15 protein-coding genes are annotated in these 15,411 nt (G+C 41.7%); 11 read left to right on the forward strand and 4 right to left on the reverse strand.

All coding sequences use genetic code 11. The features are described 5' to 3' along the window. The first annotated feature begins 295 nt into the window (after positions 1-295). From RM544_RS00005 to adk, 9 genes are all read left to right on the forward strand, one after another. Positions 296-544 carry an EF-hand domain-containing protein gene (locus RM544_RS00005; protein WP_311359730.1) on the forward strand — a complete coding sequence of 83 codons (249 nt, stop codon included), beginning with the start codon at positions 296-298 and terminating at the stop codon, positions 542-544. Between the two features lie 174 nt (positions 545-718). Further along, positions 719-2,287, forward strand: a complete 1,569-nt coding sequence (locus RM544_RS00010; RefSeq protein ID WP_311359731.1) for a methyl-accepting chemotaxis protein — start codon at positions 719-721, stop codon at positions 2,285-2,287. 163 nt (positions 2,288-2,450) lie between these two features. After that, positions 2,451-2,573 carry a hypothetical protein gene (locus RM544_RS00015; protein WP_311359732.1) on the forward strand — a complete coding sequence of 41 codons (123 nt, stop codon included), beginning with the start codon at positions 2,451-2,453 and terminating at the stop codon, positions 2,571-2,573. A gap of 24 nt (positions 2,574-2,597) precedes the next feature. Then, positions 2,598-3,134: an adenine phosphoribosyltransferase gene (gene apt, locus RM544_RS00020; RefSeq protein ID WP_311359733.1), complete on the forward strand. Its 537-nt coding sequence runs from the start codon at positions 2,598-2,600 to the stop codon at positions 3,132-3,134. 9 nt (positions 3,135-3,143) lie between these two features. Further along, on the forward strand, positions 3,144-5,897 hold the full coding sequence (gene dnaX / locus RM544_RS00025; protein ID WP_311359734.1) for a DNA polymerase III subunit gamma/tau: 2,754 nt from the start codon (positions 3,144-3,146) through the stop codon (positions 5,895-5,897). Between the two features lie 86 nt (positions 5,898-5,983). After that, positions 5,984-6,310, forward strand: a complete 327-nt coding sequence (locus RM544_RS00030; protein WP_311359735.1) for a YbaB/EbfC family nucleoid-associated protein — start codon at positions 5,984-5,986, stop codon at positions 6,308-6,310. Between the two features lie 14 nt (positions 6,311-6,324). Then, complete coding sequence (recR, locus tag RM544_RS00035; RefSeq protein WP_311359736.1) at positions 6,325-6,924, forward strand: recombination mediator RecR; 600 nt, start codon at positions 6,325-6,327, stop codon at positions 6,922-6,924. A gap of 244 nt (positions 6,925-7,168) precedes the next feature. Then, positions 7,169-9,091, forward strand: coding sequence for a molecular chaperone HtpG (htpG, locus tag RM544_RS00040; RefSeq protein WP_311359737.1), 1,923 nt, complete (start codon positions 7,169-7,171; stop codon positions 9,089-9,091). 186 nt (positions 9,092-9,277) lie between these two features. Next, positions 9,278-9,922: an adenylate kinase gene (gene adk / locus RM544_RS00045; RefSeq protein WP_311359738.1), complete on the forward strand. Its 645-nt coding sequence runs from the start codon at positions 9,278-9,280 to the stop codon at positions 9,920-9,922. A gap of 112 nt (positions 9,923-10,034) precedes the next feature. Here the strand turns inward: adk and RM544_RS00050 are convergent, their stop codons facing one another. From RM544_RS00050 to RM544_RS00060, 3 genes are all read right to left on the reverse strand, one after another. Continuing rightward, complete coding sequence (locus tag RM544_RS00050) at positions 10,035-11,633, reverse strand: GMC family oxidoreductase (RefSeq protein ID WP_311359739.1); 1,599 nt, start codon at positions 11,631-11,633, stop codon at positions 10,035-10,037. 101 nt (positions 11,634-11,734) lie between these two features. After that, positions 11,735-11,983 carry a DUF6482 family protein gene (locus RM544_RS00055; RefSeq protein WP_311359740.1) on the reverse strand — a complete coding sequence of 83 codons (249 nt, stop codon included), beginning with the start codon at positions 11,981-11,983 and terminating at the stop codon, positions 11,735-11,737. Between the two features lie 143 nt (positions 11,984-12,126). After that, positions 12,127-12,621, reverse strand: a complete 495-nt coding sequence (locus RM544_RS00060; protein ID WP_311359741.1) for a DUF2244 domain-containing protein — start codon at positions 12,619-12,621, stop codon at positions 12,127-12,129. 89 nt (positions 12,622-12,710) lie between these two features. Between RM544_RS00060 and RM544_RS00065 the strand changes: the two genes are divergently transcribed. Then, a complete protein-coding gene (locus tag RM544_RS00065) occupies positions 12,711-13,616 on the forward strand; it encodes a sulfite exporter TauE/SafE family protein (protein WP_432264466.1) in 906 nt (301 codons plus the stop codon). A 24-nt stretch (positions 13,617-13,640) separates the two neighbouring features. Here the strand turns inward: RM544_RS00065 and RM544_RS00070 are convergent, their stop codons facing one another. After that, positions 13,641-13,931 (reverse strand): hypothetical protein, encoded by a 291-nt coding sequence (locus tag RM544_RS00070; RefSeq protein ID WP_311359743.1) that lies wholly within the window; start codon positions 13,929-13,931, stop codon positions 13,641-13,643. A 153-nt stretch (positions 13,932-14,084) separates the two neighbouring features. Here RM544_RS00070 and RM544_RS00075 point away from each other — a divergent pair, with 153 nt between their 5' ends. After that, entirely contained in the window at positions 14,085-15,395 is a 1,311-nt protein-coding gene (locus tag RM544_RS00075) for an alpha-amylase family glycosyl hydrolase (protein WP_311359744.1), read from the forward strand. Positions 15,396-15,411: the final 16 nt, after the last annotated feature.

The following is a 15,411-nucleotide window of genomic DNA, read 5'->3' on the forward strand; positions in this document are numbered from 1 at the left end:
GAATTAACTCTGACCCCTTTTTTAATTCACTCTGACCCCCTTTTTTGCTTTGTAGTAAATTCGATACACCTATTAAAGTGTTTAAAAACAATTAGATAACCATAAATTTCGATGAATGAACGTTGAGGTGTAGTGAATAAGACACAAGCTATTGAGGATTTTGTGGCTTAGAATATCAATTAATGAGTTAAGTGGTTGAATTAACTTGTATTAAATATGTTGGCATGGAATGTGGTATAGCCTAGTTGTGAGGCAAACAATTCTCACTAATCAAAATTATCATAGGAGATTTACCATGTTAAATACAAAACGGAACATATTATTATCACTAAGCGCTTTCGCATTTACACTAGCGCTAACTTCTACATCAGCGTTTTCATCAGAAGATCTTTTCAAAAAACTGGATACAAATACTGATGGTATGATCTCTAAAGCGGAAGCAGAGGCACATCAAGTATTAAACGAATTATTTGATTCTCTTGATTTGGACGGTGATGGTTTCATTAGTCCTAGCGAGTTTACTACTGCTAATCTTGATAAATAACTAGGCAGGCTCTACCTTCTTTGCCTCAAGGATGAGGCTTCTTACATTCCTCATTTATACTTCTATAGTCTAATTCAAATATTTTTAAGAATAGTCGATACTGATATATCGGCTATTTTTTTTGCTAGTAATACAACGGAGGTCACTGGCTAACAATAATCAAGGGCTAAACTAGTGACAACACAAAAACTATCTATCCTCATAGCTGCACCTATCTTTGCTGTAATTTTTTATCTGATTGACTCACTAATAGATCTCCTACTAGTGAAGACTATCCTGGTCACTGCTGTTTTTTTGATAACTACGACTGCAATCTCTAGCTTAGCACCAGGGCAAAATAAAATTGCGGAAGAGCCTCATCAAGGAAATGAAGCGCTTCAAGAGTCAGCTAAGATCATTGCTAAGCAAAGCAGTGAAATTGCAATTGAGAGTGCAAATGTCTCTCACTTTGTAGACAAATTGGCATCGCTATTTGAGGCTCAAGTAGATAGTACTAAGGAGATAGCTGAACGAGTGCAAGGTATAGAGCAATCTAACCAAACAATTATTGGATTCAGCGAAACAGCTTCATGCCAAATATCTGAATCATCTGTTTTTTCCGATGCATCAGTAAATCTTTTGCAACAAGTTTCAACACAACAAGGCAATCTCAAACTGCAGATAGAAAACACAAATACTTTGTTGTTGAGTCTCCGGGACAACGCAAGCGATATTGCGAATATTGTTGAAACTATTAATCAACTAGCCGACCAAACGAACATGTTAGCCCTAAATGCTGCTATAGAGGCTGCGAGAGCGGGTGAACAAGGAAGAGGTTTCGCAGTTGTAGCTGACGAAGTACGAAACTTAGCTAAGCGGACTACAGAAGCAACACAGGGTATAGAATCGGTGTTAGAAGAAATTACAAAGGGAAGCAATGCATCAGTACAAGCTATATCTACCGTTTCTGAAGCTGGCGAAACAATGTCTAATCTAGTCGCAGAGGCCTCTGAAAAAGTGGAGCAATCTAGTGCAAGTTTGTTGACTGCAAAAGAATCCATGGATGAATTATCCGTCTGTGTGACCGAAATGAAGTCACTCAATAGTGGGATTTCAAAAAATGCAGAAAATCTATTTGTATCAACTGATTCGTTAAAACATGAACTCACCGACGTATCCGAAAGAGTGCTGGGCTTGAGCTATCATACAGAAAGTATATTTAGAACCTTACACGTGTTCGAGATAAAAGATAGGAACTCTACAGTACAAAATATTGCGATAAATGCGGCGTCTAGAATTGGTTCGCTGTTTGAGCATGCTATTGAAAAAGGTGAAATTAATGAACACGCCCTATTCGATGAGAACTACCAGGTTATTCCAAATACAAACCCGGTAAAACATGCGACACAATTTGATAAATTTACAGATAAAGTCTTACCTGATATTCAAGAGCCTCTGTTGCAGCAAAATGATTTCATTATTTACGCCGGTGCTGTAGACCGGAATGGCTATTTTCCCACCCACAATAAATGCTTCTCAAAACCCCTTACTGGTGATTATGATACTGATTTTGTTGCTAACAGAACGAAACGAATCTTTGACGATTACACTGGTTCTCGATGTGGTAGCAATACTGAACTATTCCTTTTGCAGACCTATAAACGCGATACTGGTGAAGTAATGCACGATCTTTCAGCACCTATTTACGTTAACGGGAAGCATTGGGGTGGCTTTCGTATTGGCTATCAAGCAGCCCATATTTAAATGCCTTCTAAACAATGTCTAACCTTTCAGTTTTAAAGGAAGAGAGTCGTTAAGCATAGAAGAAAAACTTCTAGTCAGATAAGCATGAAAACCTGTTTTTTTTGACCTCGATCAAGTAATATTCACCGCTCTTAAATTACTGTCAACAAACAAGGTAATTCTCATGGGTGATAACACTGAGTTCAAAGAAGTTTTTAATGGCTGGTACTTTCTTGGTATCCTAGCTGCCTTAGTAGCGTTTCCGCTCATGCATATCATTGCTGGATGGTATGTGTTTTTCTTCTAGCAATTATCCGAATTAGGTAAATACGTGACAAAAGAATTAATTAGGTCTGCAATTACAACGATTCCAGACCATCCAAAACCGGGTATCATGTTTCGCGATGTAATGAGTGTACTTCAAGATCATGAAGCATTTACTGCATGTATCGATTTATTAAAAGCGCAGTTTGCCGGTCAAACCTTTGATAAAGTAGTGGGTACCGAAGCGAGAGGCTTCTTATTTGGTGCGCCGCTTGCCCTTGAAATGGGAATTGGCTTTGTTCCTGTTAGAAAACCGGGAAAGTTACCACGAGAAGTTATCTCTGAGGCGTACGAGTTAGAGTACGGCACAGACATATTAGAGATGCATAAAGACGCAATAAAGCCAGGCGATAGAGTCTTAATGATTGATGATTTGCTCGCAACAGGCGGAACCATGGTGGCTACGGCTAATTTGATTAGACGTTTAGGCGGTATTACGGAACATGCTGGATTTGTGATTTCACTTCCTGATATTGGCGGTGAAACTAAATTAATCGATCATGGCGTTCAACCATTCAGTTTAGTGGAATACGAAGGCGAGTAACTAACAAGCATGAGTTATCAAGTATTAGCAAGGAAATGGCGTCCTCAGAAGTTCGCTGAGCTGGTTGGGCAAGAGCACGTAGTTAGTGCTATATCTAACGCGCTTGATAATGACAAACTGCATCACGCTTACCTATTTACAGGGACGCGCGGTGTGGGCAAAACAACGATTGCTCGTATCTTTTCCAAGAGCCTGAATTGTGAAACAGGTCAAAGTGCAACTCCCTGTGGTACTTGTAATGCTTGTACTGACATCGACGAAGGTCGTTTCGTGGATTTATTAGAAATAGATGCCGCATCACGAACGAAGGTGGAAGATACTCGCGAGTTGCTGGACAATGTTCAGTACAAGCCTACACGCGGTCGCTTTAAAGTGTACCTCATCGATGAAGTTCACATGCTTTCTAAGCACAGTTTTAACGCTTTGCTCAAGACTTTGGAAGAGCCGCCTCCGCACGTTAAGTTTCTATTAGCAACGACTGATCCACAGAAATTACCAGTAACTATCCTGTCGCGTTGTCTCCAATTCAGCTTGAAAGCCCTATCACGTGAGCAAATTCAAACGCAGCTTGAGCACATCCTGAAGCAAGAAAGCATACCATCCGAGGCGTCAGCTCTTGGACATTTAGCACGTGCCGCACAAGGTAGTATGAGGGATGCTTTGAGTCTTACCGACCAAGCCATTGCTCAAGGAAACAACCAAGTCACATTGGCGACAGTGACTGAAATGCTAGGTCTCTTGGATAAAAACCAAGTAATGCGTCTTGTGAAAGCGGTGATTGAAAAAAACAGCACACAGGCCATGCATGAGTTAGATGATATATGTGTACATGCACCTGATTACAGCCAAGTGTTGGCTGAGCTTCTGAGTTTGTTGCATCAAGTTTCGTTGACGCAGATTGTGCCTGATATTTGCAAGATTGAAACACTGAGTGCAAGAGCTGTTTATCAACTATCAAAATCGGTAACTGCTGAACATATACAATTGCTATATCAGATTGTGCTGCAAGGTAAAAAAGATCTGCCATTTGCTCCAGATCCATTTTCTGGTCTCCAAATGACAGTGCTAAGAATGTTAGCCTTCAGTCCGGCGAGTAAGGTTGAACTCGACTTAGAAGCCGGTCACGCACAAGCACAGGCTGAAAAAAAAACACTTGAATTAAGTAGTGATGCAAAGCCAAGGAATGAATCAGATAGCAAAGCAGATGAATCTGACGACGCATCTGAGTCACCTCAGTTAGCTGAGCCAGCTAAATTAGATGAAACTCCCGCACTGGTTCAGCCCGTCAATTCAGTTGAATCATCGCCAGTAGTCGTGCAGTCACCACCAAACGACCCCCTTGTTATCGCTAAAGACATTGCTCAAGATGAAGGCCTTGCTACTGGCGATAGCAAGAATAAAACCGATGTGTCTCACGAGCCTGAGCTCGATAAAACGACGCAGCAACCAAAACAATCAGAAGCCGCAATGCAGCCTGATTCAATCGAACATACTCACTCTCAGCATGCAGACGCTACTGACGACAATTATCAGCATGACATGATGAATATGTCGTTTATGGATGATGAAGCAGAGTCGTCTATGTTTTCTGAATATGACGAGCTGGCTTCGGATGCAAAATTGCAGCGAGATGCTGCACAACAACTCATCTCACAAGATTCTATCTCAACAGATAGTGGTGCTGATCAGCTAAGTACAACCTCTGATTTACTAGCACTGGCTGATCAACTCGATAATGAAGAGCCTGAAGATGAGGACGTTAAAGAGGAAAGAGGCGAGGCAACCACATCCTCCTTGTTCGATCGTTTGATGAATCAAGAAAACACGGTGTTTAACGGCGATGCAGATTTACCTACTCAAAATAAGCAAAGCGCGGAGCAATCGCAAGAGGAAAAACCCTACAGAAACCCATTAGAGCCCGAAGCTGCAGTTGAAGATAAGTCATTAGAAGTAGCTGAACCAAGACTTCAAGAAGATAAGAGTTCGGAAACCCCGCCTTGGGAAACGCAAGAGCTTACTCAAGATAAAGAAGAAGTGATAAGGACTGAAGAAGTCGATACAGAAGATGAAATAGATTTATCATCATACGATGAAGATATGCCTTTCAGTAATGATGAGGAATTGTCTTCAGAAGGTGCTTCTACTCTTATCGATTCCAACATAGATGTACAGGCAGAGTCCCCACAAGATACAGAAGTTCAAACACATAAAGACGTTCAATCCGATACCACTTCTGAGCAAAATGTGTTCCCTGAAACTAAGGCTTTAGATCCAGCAATGGAAATTGCTGCAATGTTTCAGGATGAATTTTTAGATTTAAGTAAAGTTGAGGTGACGCACCCGAAGGTGGCTCCTTATTTAGAAGATGGCAATAAGCTCCTACAAGCGAAGCAGATAAATAAGTGGAGTGACTTCATTGAAGAACTTGGTGTTGGCGGTCTCAACAAGCAGTTGCTGTTGCAATCAAATTTGATTGAGCATGGTGATAAATTTGTTATTCGCATTGCTGAAAGAAATAAACATTTGGATGAAGAGCAACATCGCACTACGATTACAGAGGCTTTGAGCACATTCTATAAGAAACCAATCGAGTTCGTTGTAGAGTATGGGGAAGTATCTGAGACACCGTTTCAGATCCAACAACAGATTTCCTTAGTGAGACACAATCATGCGCATAATGTCGTTGAAACTAATGACTCTATTCAGGAACTGATTAAGGCTTTCGAAGGTCAGATAGTCGAAGATTCGATAAAACCAAGATAATAAAAAACGAAATTGAGTTTGATATTCTTATGACTGCCTATATATCTTCGTAGTCGCAAAATATTTGTAATAGTTGGAGAAAGGTTATGTTTAAAGGTGGCATGGGCAATATGATGAAGCAAGCCCAGCAAATGCAAGAAAAAATGAAGAAAGCGCAAGACGAACTCGCCACATTAGAGGTTGTTGGAGAAGCTGGCGCTGGTTTGGTAAAGGTAACCATGACCTGCAACCATAATGTGCGTCGCGTAGATATCGATGAATCATTGATGGAAGACGAAAAGGACATGATCGAAGACTTGGTAGCAGCGGCACTTAACGATGCTGTTAGACGTGTTGCCGAGACTAGCCAAGAGAAAATGGCTTCTGTGACCGGAGGGATGAACTTACCACCCGGCTTTAAGATGCCGTTCTAGGAGCTTCTCAAAAAATGTCATTTAGCCCACTAATTAACGAACTAGTTTCGGCGTTCAAAATTCTACCAGGTGTAGGAGCAAAGAGCGCACAGCGTATGGCATTTAGTTTACTTGAGAGAAATAGAGAAGGGGCTTTGCATTTAAGCAAGGTCCTTCATGACGCAATGGAGCACGTGAGCCATTGCGAGCAATGCCGTACCTTTACTGAGTCTCGACTTTGCAAAATATGTGAAAACCCAATGCGTAGCGAGTCGGGCCAGCTGTGTATTGTTGAATCACCACAAGATGTGTTGGCGATCGAACAAACATCTGAGTACAAAGGTAAATATTTCGTACTCATGGGGCACCTTTCGCCCATTGATGGTATTGGTCCCGCCGAGATAGGCTTAAACGAACTTGCTGAATTGCTCATCGCGGAGTCTGTTTCTGAAGTTATTCTTGCGACTAATCCTACGGTAGAGGGAGAAGCGACTGCGCATTACATCGGCCAGATGTGCAAGGAAAAGGATATCAAAGCCACTCGAATCGCACATGGTGTGCCTGTAGGTGGCGAGCTAGAATATATCGATGGCAATACACTCACTCATGCATTTACCGGGCGCAGACAGTTCTAAGTCAGAATAATCATGTTCTCGTACAGCGCTTCCGATAAGCAGTAATCATTACCCATTCGCAATGATGCTAGTAAATGAAAAGATATTTGCTAAGCGCTCTTGAAAAAAATCACAACGACCTTACATCATCCCTCATCTAACGGCATTTCTGGCAGCGGTGAATCAGTAGCATTAAACTGATGTAGCGGCATTTAGCCAGACCTTGCTAATTTAAACAATCAGATGAAGTAGGAGATACTTGGCAATGGCTGAGACAGTCCAACAAGAAACCCATGGATTTCAAACCGAAGTAAAACAATTGCTTCAACTTATGATCCACTCATTGTATTCAAACAAAGAAATTTTCCTTCGTGAACTAGTGTCAAACGCAGCAGATGCGGCTGACAAGCTTCGCTTCAAAGGATTGTCTGACGATAGTTTGTTTGAAAAGGACAGCGACTTACACGTTAAAATTAGTGTGAATAAAGATGCTGGCACATTAACTATCTCCGACAACGGTATCGGGATGTCAAAAGAAGACGCCATCGCTAACTTAGGAACGATTGCAAAATCAGGCACTGCCGACTTCTTTAGTAAGCTTTCTGGTGACCAAACGAAGGATTCTCAACTAATCGGGCAATTCGGTGTAGGTTTCTACTCAGCCTTTATCGTAGCTGACAAAGTTGTTGTAAAGAGTCGTGCTGCCGGTGCCGATAAATCTGAAGGTGTTCGCTGGGAATCAGCGGGTGAAGGCGAATTTAATGTTGCAACGATCGATAAAGCTGATCGTGGTACAGAAATCACTCTTCATTTACGTGATGATGAGAAAGAGTTTTTAGACGATTGGAAAGTACGTTCAATCATTACTAAATACTCAGACCATATCAGCATTCCTGTTAAAATGTTTAAAGACGAAGTGCCTGAGAGTGAAGGCCCAGACGGCGAAAAAACACCTGCCATTCCTGCAGAGTGGGAAGCGGTAAATAAAGCAACAGCCTTATGGACTCGTGAAAAATCAGACATTAGTGATGAAGAATATAATGAGTTCTACAAGCATGTCTCTCATGACTTCGCTGATCCACTAACGTGGTCACACAACCGTGTTGAAGGTAAAACAGAATACACTAGCCTATTGTATATTCCAGCGAAAGCACCATTCGATATGTGGAACCGTGACCAGACTCACGGTCTGAAGTTGTACGTACAGCGTGTATTTATTATGGATGATGCTGAGCAGTTCATGCCAACCTACTTGCGCTTTGTGAAAGGTCTACTTGATTCTAACGATTTACCATTGAATGTATCTCGTGAAATTCTACAGGACAATAAGATTACACAAGCTATTCGTCAAGGCTGCACTAAACGTGTTCTTCAAATGCTTGAAAAAATGGCGAAGAAAGATGCCGATAAATACCAAGCATTCTGGAGTGAGTTTGGTAATGTGATTAAAGAAGGCCCAGCGGAAGACTTTGCTAATAAAGAAAAAGTCGCTGGTCTATTACGTTTCTCTTCAACGCATGATGAGAGCGGTGCACAAAGTGTCTCTTTAGAAGATTATATTTCTCGCATGAATGAAGGCCAAGACAAGATTTATTATGTGACAGCAGACAGTTATCAGGCTGCGAAAACTAGCCCTCATTTGGAAATCTTCCGCAAGAAAGGGATTGAAGTGTTGCTAATGGGTGAGCGCATCGACGAATGGCTGATGTCACATCTTACCGAATTTAACGAAAAGCAATTCCAATCTATTGCTCGAGCAGACCTTGACCTAAGCGATCTAGACGATGAAGAGTCTAAAAAAGCAAAAGAAACTGCCGAGAAGGAAGTTGAAGGAATTCTAGAACGAGTGAAAACGGCTTTAGGTGAAAAAGTTGAAGAAGTGAAATTTACGCATCGCCTTACTGATTCACCAGCGTGTATCGTTGCTGACGAAAATGGTATGACTACCCAAATGGCTAAACTGATGGCTTCTGCTGGACAACCAGTGCCAGAGCCTAAGTATCACTTCGAGTTAAACCCAGAGCATCACTTAGTTAAGTTGATGTCTGAGGTACAAGACGAAGACCAGTTTAAACAGTGGTCGGAAGTACTCTTTGACCAAGCTGCGTTGTCTGAACAAGGTAGCTTAAAAGATCCATCTGCGTTTGTTCAGAACCTGAACAAGTTGCTAACGAGCTTAGCAAAGTAGATTGGTAAGACCATAAAAAAGCGAGCCATTGTGCTCGCTTTTTTGTGTTTTGAGCTTGGGCTAGGTCAAAATATTCGCTATTAGTCTTAAGTTGTTATTTTTCGGTCTAATTTGACTTGTGAACTAGCAGTCTAAGTTGTACAGTTTGCAGGTCAAAAATTTAAACACTTTCTGGGAGGACGCTTAATGCGCATCATACTTCTTGGCGCACCGGGTGCGGGTAAGGGAACGCAAGCTCAATTCTTAATGAAGAAGTTTGGTATTCCCCAAATTTCTACTGGTGACATGTTGCGTGCAGCAATTAAAGCAGGCACTGAAATGGGTTTGGCCGCCAAACAGGTGATGGACGCAGGTAAGCTAGTATCTGACGACATTATCATTGGCTTGGTTAAAGAGCGTATAGCTCAAGAAGACTGTGCAAATGGTTTCTTATTAGATGGGTTTCCTCGAACTATCCCACAAGCGGATGCAATGAAAGAAGCTGGCGTGAAAGTAGATCACTGTATCGAATTTGATGTTCCAGATGACGTAATCGTTGACCGCATGGGCGGGCGTCGTGTTCATCCTGCATCTGGCAGGGTTTACCATGTTGTGTATAACCCACCAAAGAATGAAGGGAAAGACGACGATACAGGTGAAGACCTCATTGTTCGTGATGATGATAAAGAGGCAACTGTTCGCGACCGCCTTGCAATATATCACGACCAAACAAAGCCTTTGGTGAACTATTATCAAACAGCTGCTACTGAAGGTTTGTGTGAATATCACAAATTGGATGGTACTAAATCAGTTGACGTCGTGAGTGCAGAGTTAGAGCAAATAGTCAGCTAGATACGAATATATTATGTATAAGCCGAGCGTAGATTTTGAATCTTTCTCGGCTTTTTTTGTGTATCTCCGTTAGCAATCTTCTTAGCCCCGTTCAAGGTGTCATACCGAAGAGCTAAAGCTCACTTAAAATCCACTCAGCGGCCTTCTCAGCGATCATAATCGTTGGAGCGTTGGTGTTGCCGCCAATGATATTCGGCATCACTGAGGCATCTACGACCATCAGTTTGTCTATGCCATTCACTTTGAGCCGCTCACTCACCACGGCCATAGGATCATCTTCAACACCCATTTTGCATGTCCCTACTGGGTGATAAACCGTTTCTGCATGTTTGCGAAGGTAATCTTTAATTTCTTCATCGGATTGAACCTCGGTTCCTGGTATCCACTCTGATGCTGAGTCTCCCAACGGCGAGGTATTACTGATTTTTCTACACCATTTAAATCCGGCCACCAAAGGCTCAATATCTTCTTCGCACGATAAATAATTTGGCCGTATGTCTGGCTCAAGCTTTCCATATGTTCTTTTGAGCTTTATCTCCCCTCGGCTCTTGGGGTATAAATTACAAAAATGAATTGTGAAACCATGGCCCCAAGGCTTGCTGCGTCCGTGGTCGACTAATAGTGCTGGCAGAAAATGTAGCTGCACATCTGGTAAGGCTAAGTCTGGTGACGATTTAAAAAAGGCCGCACCTTCCGCAATATTTGAAGTAAACATGCCCTCTTTATTTAACCAATAATTTACGGGTTCATAAGCGTTCTTTAATAAGGCTGGCACTGATAATCCATAAGAACGTCGATTGTCTGTTCGAAATAGAATTGTGCCATCTAAATGGTCTTGCAAGTTCTGACCAACGCCAGGCAAGTCTTTCACTACTTCGATATTCAATTCTTTCAAATGTGCAGCATTACCAATGCCCGACTGCATTAGTATTTGGGGAGAGCCTATTGCGCCAGCACAGAGAATGATTTGTTTTTTAGCGAAAAGATGCTGAGTGGTCTCGTTGGCAACGATTCTCAGGCCCGTTGCTACACCGTCACGTACATCCACTTTTTCAACTTCAACTCCGGTCATTATGTGCAGGTTTGGTCTAGCCTGTATTTCGTCAGACAAAAAGCCTTTTGCCGTGCTGCAACGACGACCGAGCCGTTGAGTAACTTGATAAACACCCACGCCTTCTTGGCTGTCATCGTTGAAATCTTCCTTTTCTTGCAAGCCATTGCTGACCGAAGCGCGAATGAAGTCAAAGGTGAGGGGATTGATGTGTTTGAGGTCTGAAACACCCAAGCAACCACCAATAGAGTGGTATTCTGAAGCTTCTCTTGTATTGTCTTCACTTTTTAGAAAGAAAGGCAGTACTTTATCCCATGACCATTCCGATAAACCTAAATCGGCCCACTCGTTGTAATTTTCGGCGGCCCCGCGTATGTAACACATCGCATTGATTGAACTAGAACCACCTAAGGTTTTACCTCTTGGCCAGAATAACTTTCTATTATTTAGTCCGGGCTCTTCATTGGTATCGTACGCCCAATTGATCGACTTCATATCTGACAAGAATGCCAAGCCGAAAGGGACATGAATTGCGGGATTAGTATCTTTCCCGCCAGCTTCAAGTAAGCAAACTGATAGCCTTGGGTCTGAAGAGAGGCGGTTGGCGAGCACTGAACCTGCGGAACCTGCGCCAACAATAATGATATCGAATTCAGTCATAAGAAAATTATAGCTTGTCCTAAGATTTTGTTAATAAGATATTAACAGCTAATTCTTGTCAGACCAGTATAAATTTTATGTTTATTGCTTACGCCACGTAGCTAACGCCAATCAAGCTCAATCACCAATGATTCATCGCTACTTTTTAAACCACACATTTCTTCATATGGCGTGTTTTGCTTTAACCAAATTTTATCAAAATGCATGTTCTCAACCTGTAATTTGATTGAATTAATACACTGAAATGATAATGAATCGCTGTGCTTCTCTCTCAAATAGGTGTCAGCACCGCTTTCACCAACGGCCGCGATATATGTGCCACCTTCTATCGACTCTATGTATAAATTCATACGAAATAGCCTCGCTTTATTTATGATGGTCAAACCACGTAATTGCGCTTTAACTCGTATAAAATTTAAACGCGTTTACGATGCGAAGGATCACAATAGTACTTTGATGGAGGTATCGAATATCGAGAAAGACAGAGGATTACTTACTTCCACCAGTGCTCACGGCATATTGGAAAACCCAATTCTTCCAAGTTTTCTCGAAGCAAAGCCATATCTTCTGAGTTTAGAAATTCACCGATTTGTAAACGCTTTGAGCCGTTGTGAAGCGTTATTTTGGGTGTTGTCCAATTGCGTTCTGTTTCACTGTAGAATATGTCTGTTCCCAAACGAGGGATAGTTTGACTGCTCAATCTTCGATTAATGCCCATTTCCACTCTTATTTGCTCGTCATTAAAAGTAACAATTTGTTTTAGATAAGTGGAACGAGTAACTTTGTACATGAGCAATACAAATAGGCCAACTTCGACGCCAGCGAAAGGTAGTACTATCCAAGCTCCCACAAAAGTCCAAGCAATGGCAATGATCATCACTACGGCGACCATAATCGCCATAATCCATTTTGCTTCGGCCCACGTAAGAGAACGATTGGGCGATAGCGTGAGAATCGATTGGGTAGAGCGCTTTTCGAGTTTAACCATATTAAATCTTAAAATTTAAAAAAAGGTAGCTGAATTTCCTCTCGAGATCTGGCAAAGTTCGTCATCAATTTTTAGAACGCGAGTGTCGTTTGTACAATATAACTAGAGGTGCTGTTAAAAGTCACCCTTTCCGAATTATTCTGTTAATTACATGGTTGACCCTAGTTTTTAGCGTGCCCGACAGTTTTCAGGTCATTTCTGACTATTTTGCGTTCTTGTTTATCGGGATCACAGGCGCTATTTTTGCTAATTCTACCGGCGCCGGTGGCGGTGTCGTATTTGTGCCGTTCTTTAATCAATTGAAAATAGATAATAGTGCCATTATTGCAACCAGTTTTGCTATTCAGTGTTGTGGTATGACCGCAGGTGCTATCACTTGGCATAAATACCGACTGCAATTAAAAACTGAAAACGGCAAGGAGCACTCACAGTGGCAGTTTTTAAATCGCGGTTTGGCTATCACTGTCCCTTGCTCTATTTTCGGTATCCTTGTTGCGCAGTTCCTGCTTGGTAGCTATACAGAACAAGCACAAACTTCTTTGCATCTTGGTTTTGGCATTTTCTCAATACTACTAGCGATAGCAATTTATGCTTCAATTCCATTGCTGAGTAGAACAAAAGTGACCTTATCATTTGTGAAAACTGACTTTGTTATATTGTCAGCGCTTGCATTTTTTGGGGGAATTATTACTGCGTGGTTATCAGTTGGCGTTGGCGAACTTGTGGCTGTCTATTTGATTCTGAGAGGATTCAATATTGCCTGTTCAATAGCTTTGGCAGTTATCTTGAGCGCATTTTCCGTATGGTCAGCGATTTATTACCATTTAACGGTATCTCATGCTATTTACTGGGAAGTGTTATTATTTGCTGGAGCTGGCGCCATTGTTGGTGGGATTATTGCCAAGCGAGTTGTTTTGTATTTCCCCGTTGTTAAATTAAAAGTATTTTTTGCAACTTGGGTTTTGATCATGGGAATAGCCGGCTTATTTACATGATCAATCTTGCGCCTTACTTGTGGCTTAGGTATCGTTTTTCTTTTCCGTGGGCAGGATAAGTTTAGGCTCTTCTTTCTCTTTCTTACCAAGAGCCTCTTTACGTTCTTGTTCATACTCTTCAAAAGTCATTTGATAACCGCGCAAACAATCTTGTCTTGCTTGTCCTTCTGCACTTCGCTCGCATTCTTGTATTTGGGCTTGGCGAACTGACTCATAGACATATCGATTGGAGCACGCCCCTAAACCTAGGATAATGGAAGCAAGAAGACCCCAAAAAAAGAAATATAGTTGTTTGTGGGAAAGTGTCTGTGTCATGAGTCCTATTTGTCCTGAAATTCAGTCTGTCTTACATTATAGACCACGCTTGATGAATTAGTTCGCGTTTTACTTCAAAAATTCTGCGATTTGCCGACAATTTAAGAATATGATTACATGTAAATCCCTTTACTGATTGAACTAGGTTTCCCTTTGAACTTGCCAATTATTCCTTATGTAAAACATAGCTCACCGCTCTGGACCTGTCACGCTAGCATTTATCAAGTTAATACTCGACAGTTTAGTGAGCAAGGTACTTTTTCTGAAGTCACTAAAGCATTACCTCGCATTAAAGACTTGGGTGTTACAATTGTGTGGCTAATGCCAATTCATGAGATTGGAGAGCAAAATAGAAAAGGAAGTTTAGGGAGTCCATACGCGGTGAAAGACTTTCGTTCGATCAACGCTGAATTTGGTAATGCTGAATCTCTCAAAGAGCTTATCAATGAGGCCCACAAACTCGATCTCAAAGTTATCTTAGATTGGGTTCCCAATCATAGTGCTTGGGACAACCACTTAGTTCAAGAACACCCTGAATGGTATGCGCGAGACTACAAAGGTGACTTCCGGCCTTCACCATGGTGGGATTGGGATGACATCATCGAATTTGATTATGATCAGGCTGGTTTGCGCGAGTATATGATTGAAGCTATGGCATATTGGATTAAAGAGTTTGATATAGATGGTTTTCGTTGTGATGTTGCGGGGTACGTACCCAACGGTTTTTGGCGCCAAGCGAGGGAACATCTAGATAGAATTAAGTCTGTGTTTATGTTGGCTGAGTGGGAAAATCGAGACCTTCATGAATATGCTTTTGATATGACCTATGCTTGGTCTTGGAATGAGGTGCTGCATGATATTTGTCAACAAAAAGCCCCTTTAGACAAGTTACGTAAATATTACTCTTGGAATGAGCGTTCTTGGCCAAGAGAAGCGATGAGAATGACATTTGTGAGTAACCATGACGAAAATGCATGGGAAGGGACGCCGGATGAAAAATTTGGTGATGCGCAAAAGGCATGTATTGTCTTATCCTGTCTAGGCGAGGGGATGCCATTGATTCATAACGGACAAGAGGCCGGTGAGTCGAAACGTTTAGCTTTTTTTGAAAAAGACAGCATTGATTGGCAGCATCATGAAATTGGGGACCTATATACACAACTGTTAAGTTTACGAAACTGTTATACAGCGCTTTGGAATGCCCAACATGGTGCCTTGATGCAACAAGTACCTAATTCTAATCAAAAAGCCATTTTTAGCTTTGTGCGACAGGACAAAGAGAGTAAATGGTTTATGGTCTTTAATTTCAGTCCAAAAGTGCAAAACGTGACTTTCAGAGACACCTTATTTACTGATCAGTATTCTGATGCTCTTAAAAATGATCAGCAAGAATATGACTTTTTCGGTGATACCGAGCTAAGCTTGCCACCCTGGGGATACAGGGTTTTCTTGCGCGAGTATTAGGCGTTTTAGTCGAACT

Origin of the sequence: Brumicola blandensis, from assembly GCF_031846165.1 — a bacterium.
GTDB classification, from domain to species: domain Bacteria; phylum Pseudomonadota; class Gammaproteobacteria; order Enterobacterales; family Alteromonadaceae; genus Glaciecola; species Glaciecola blandensis.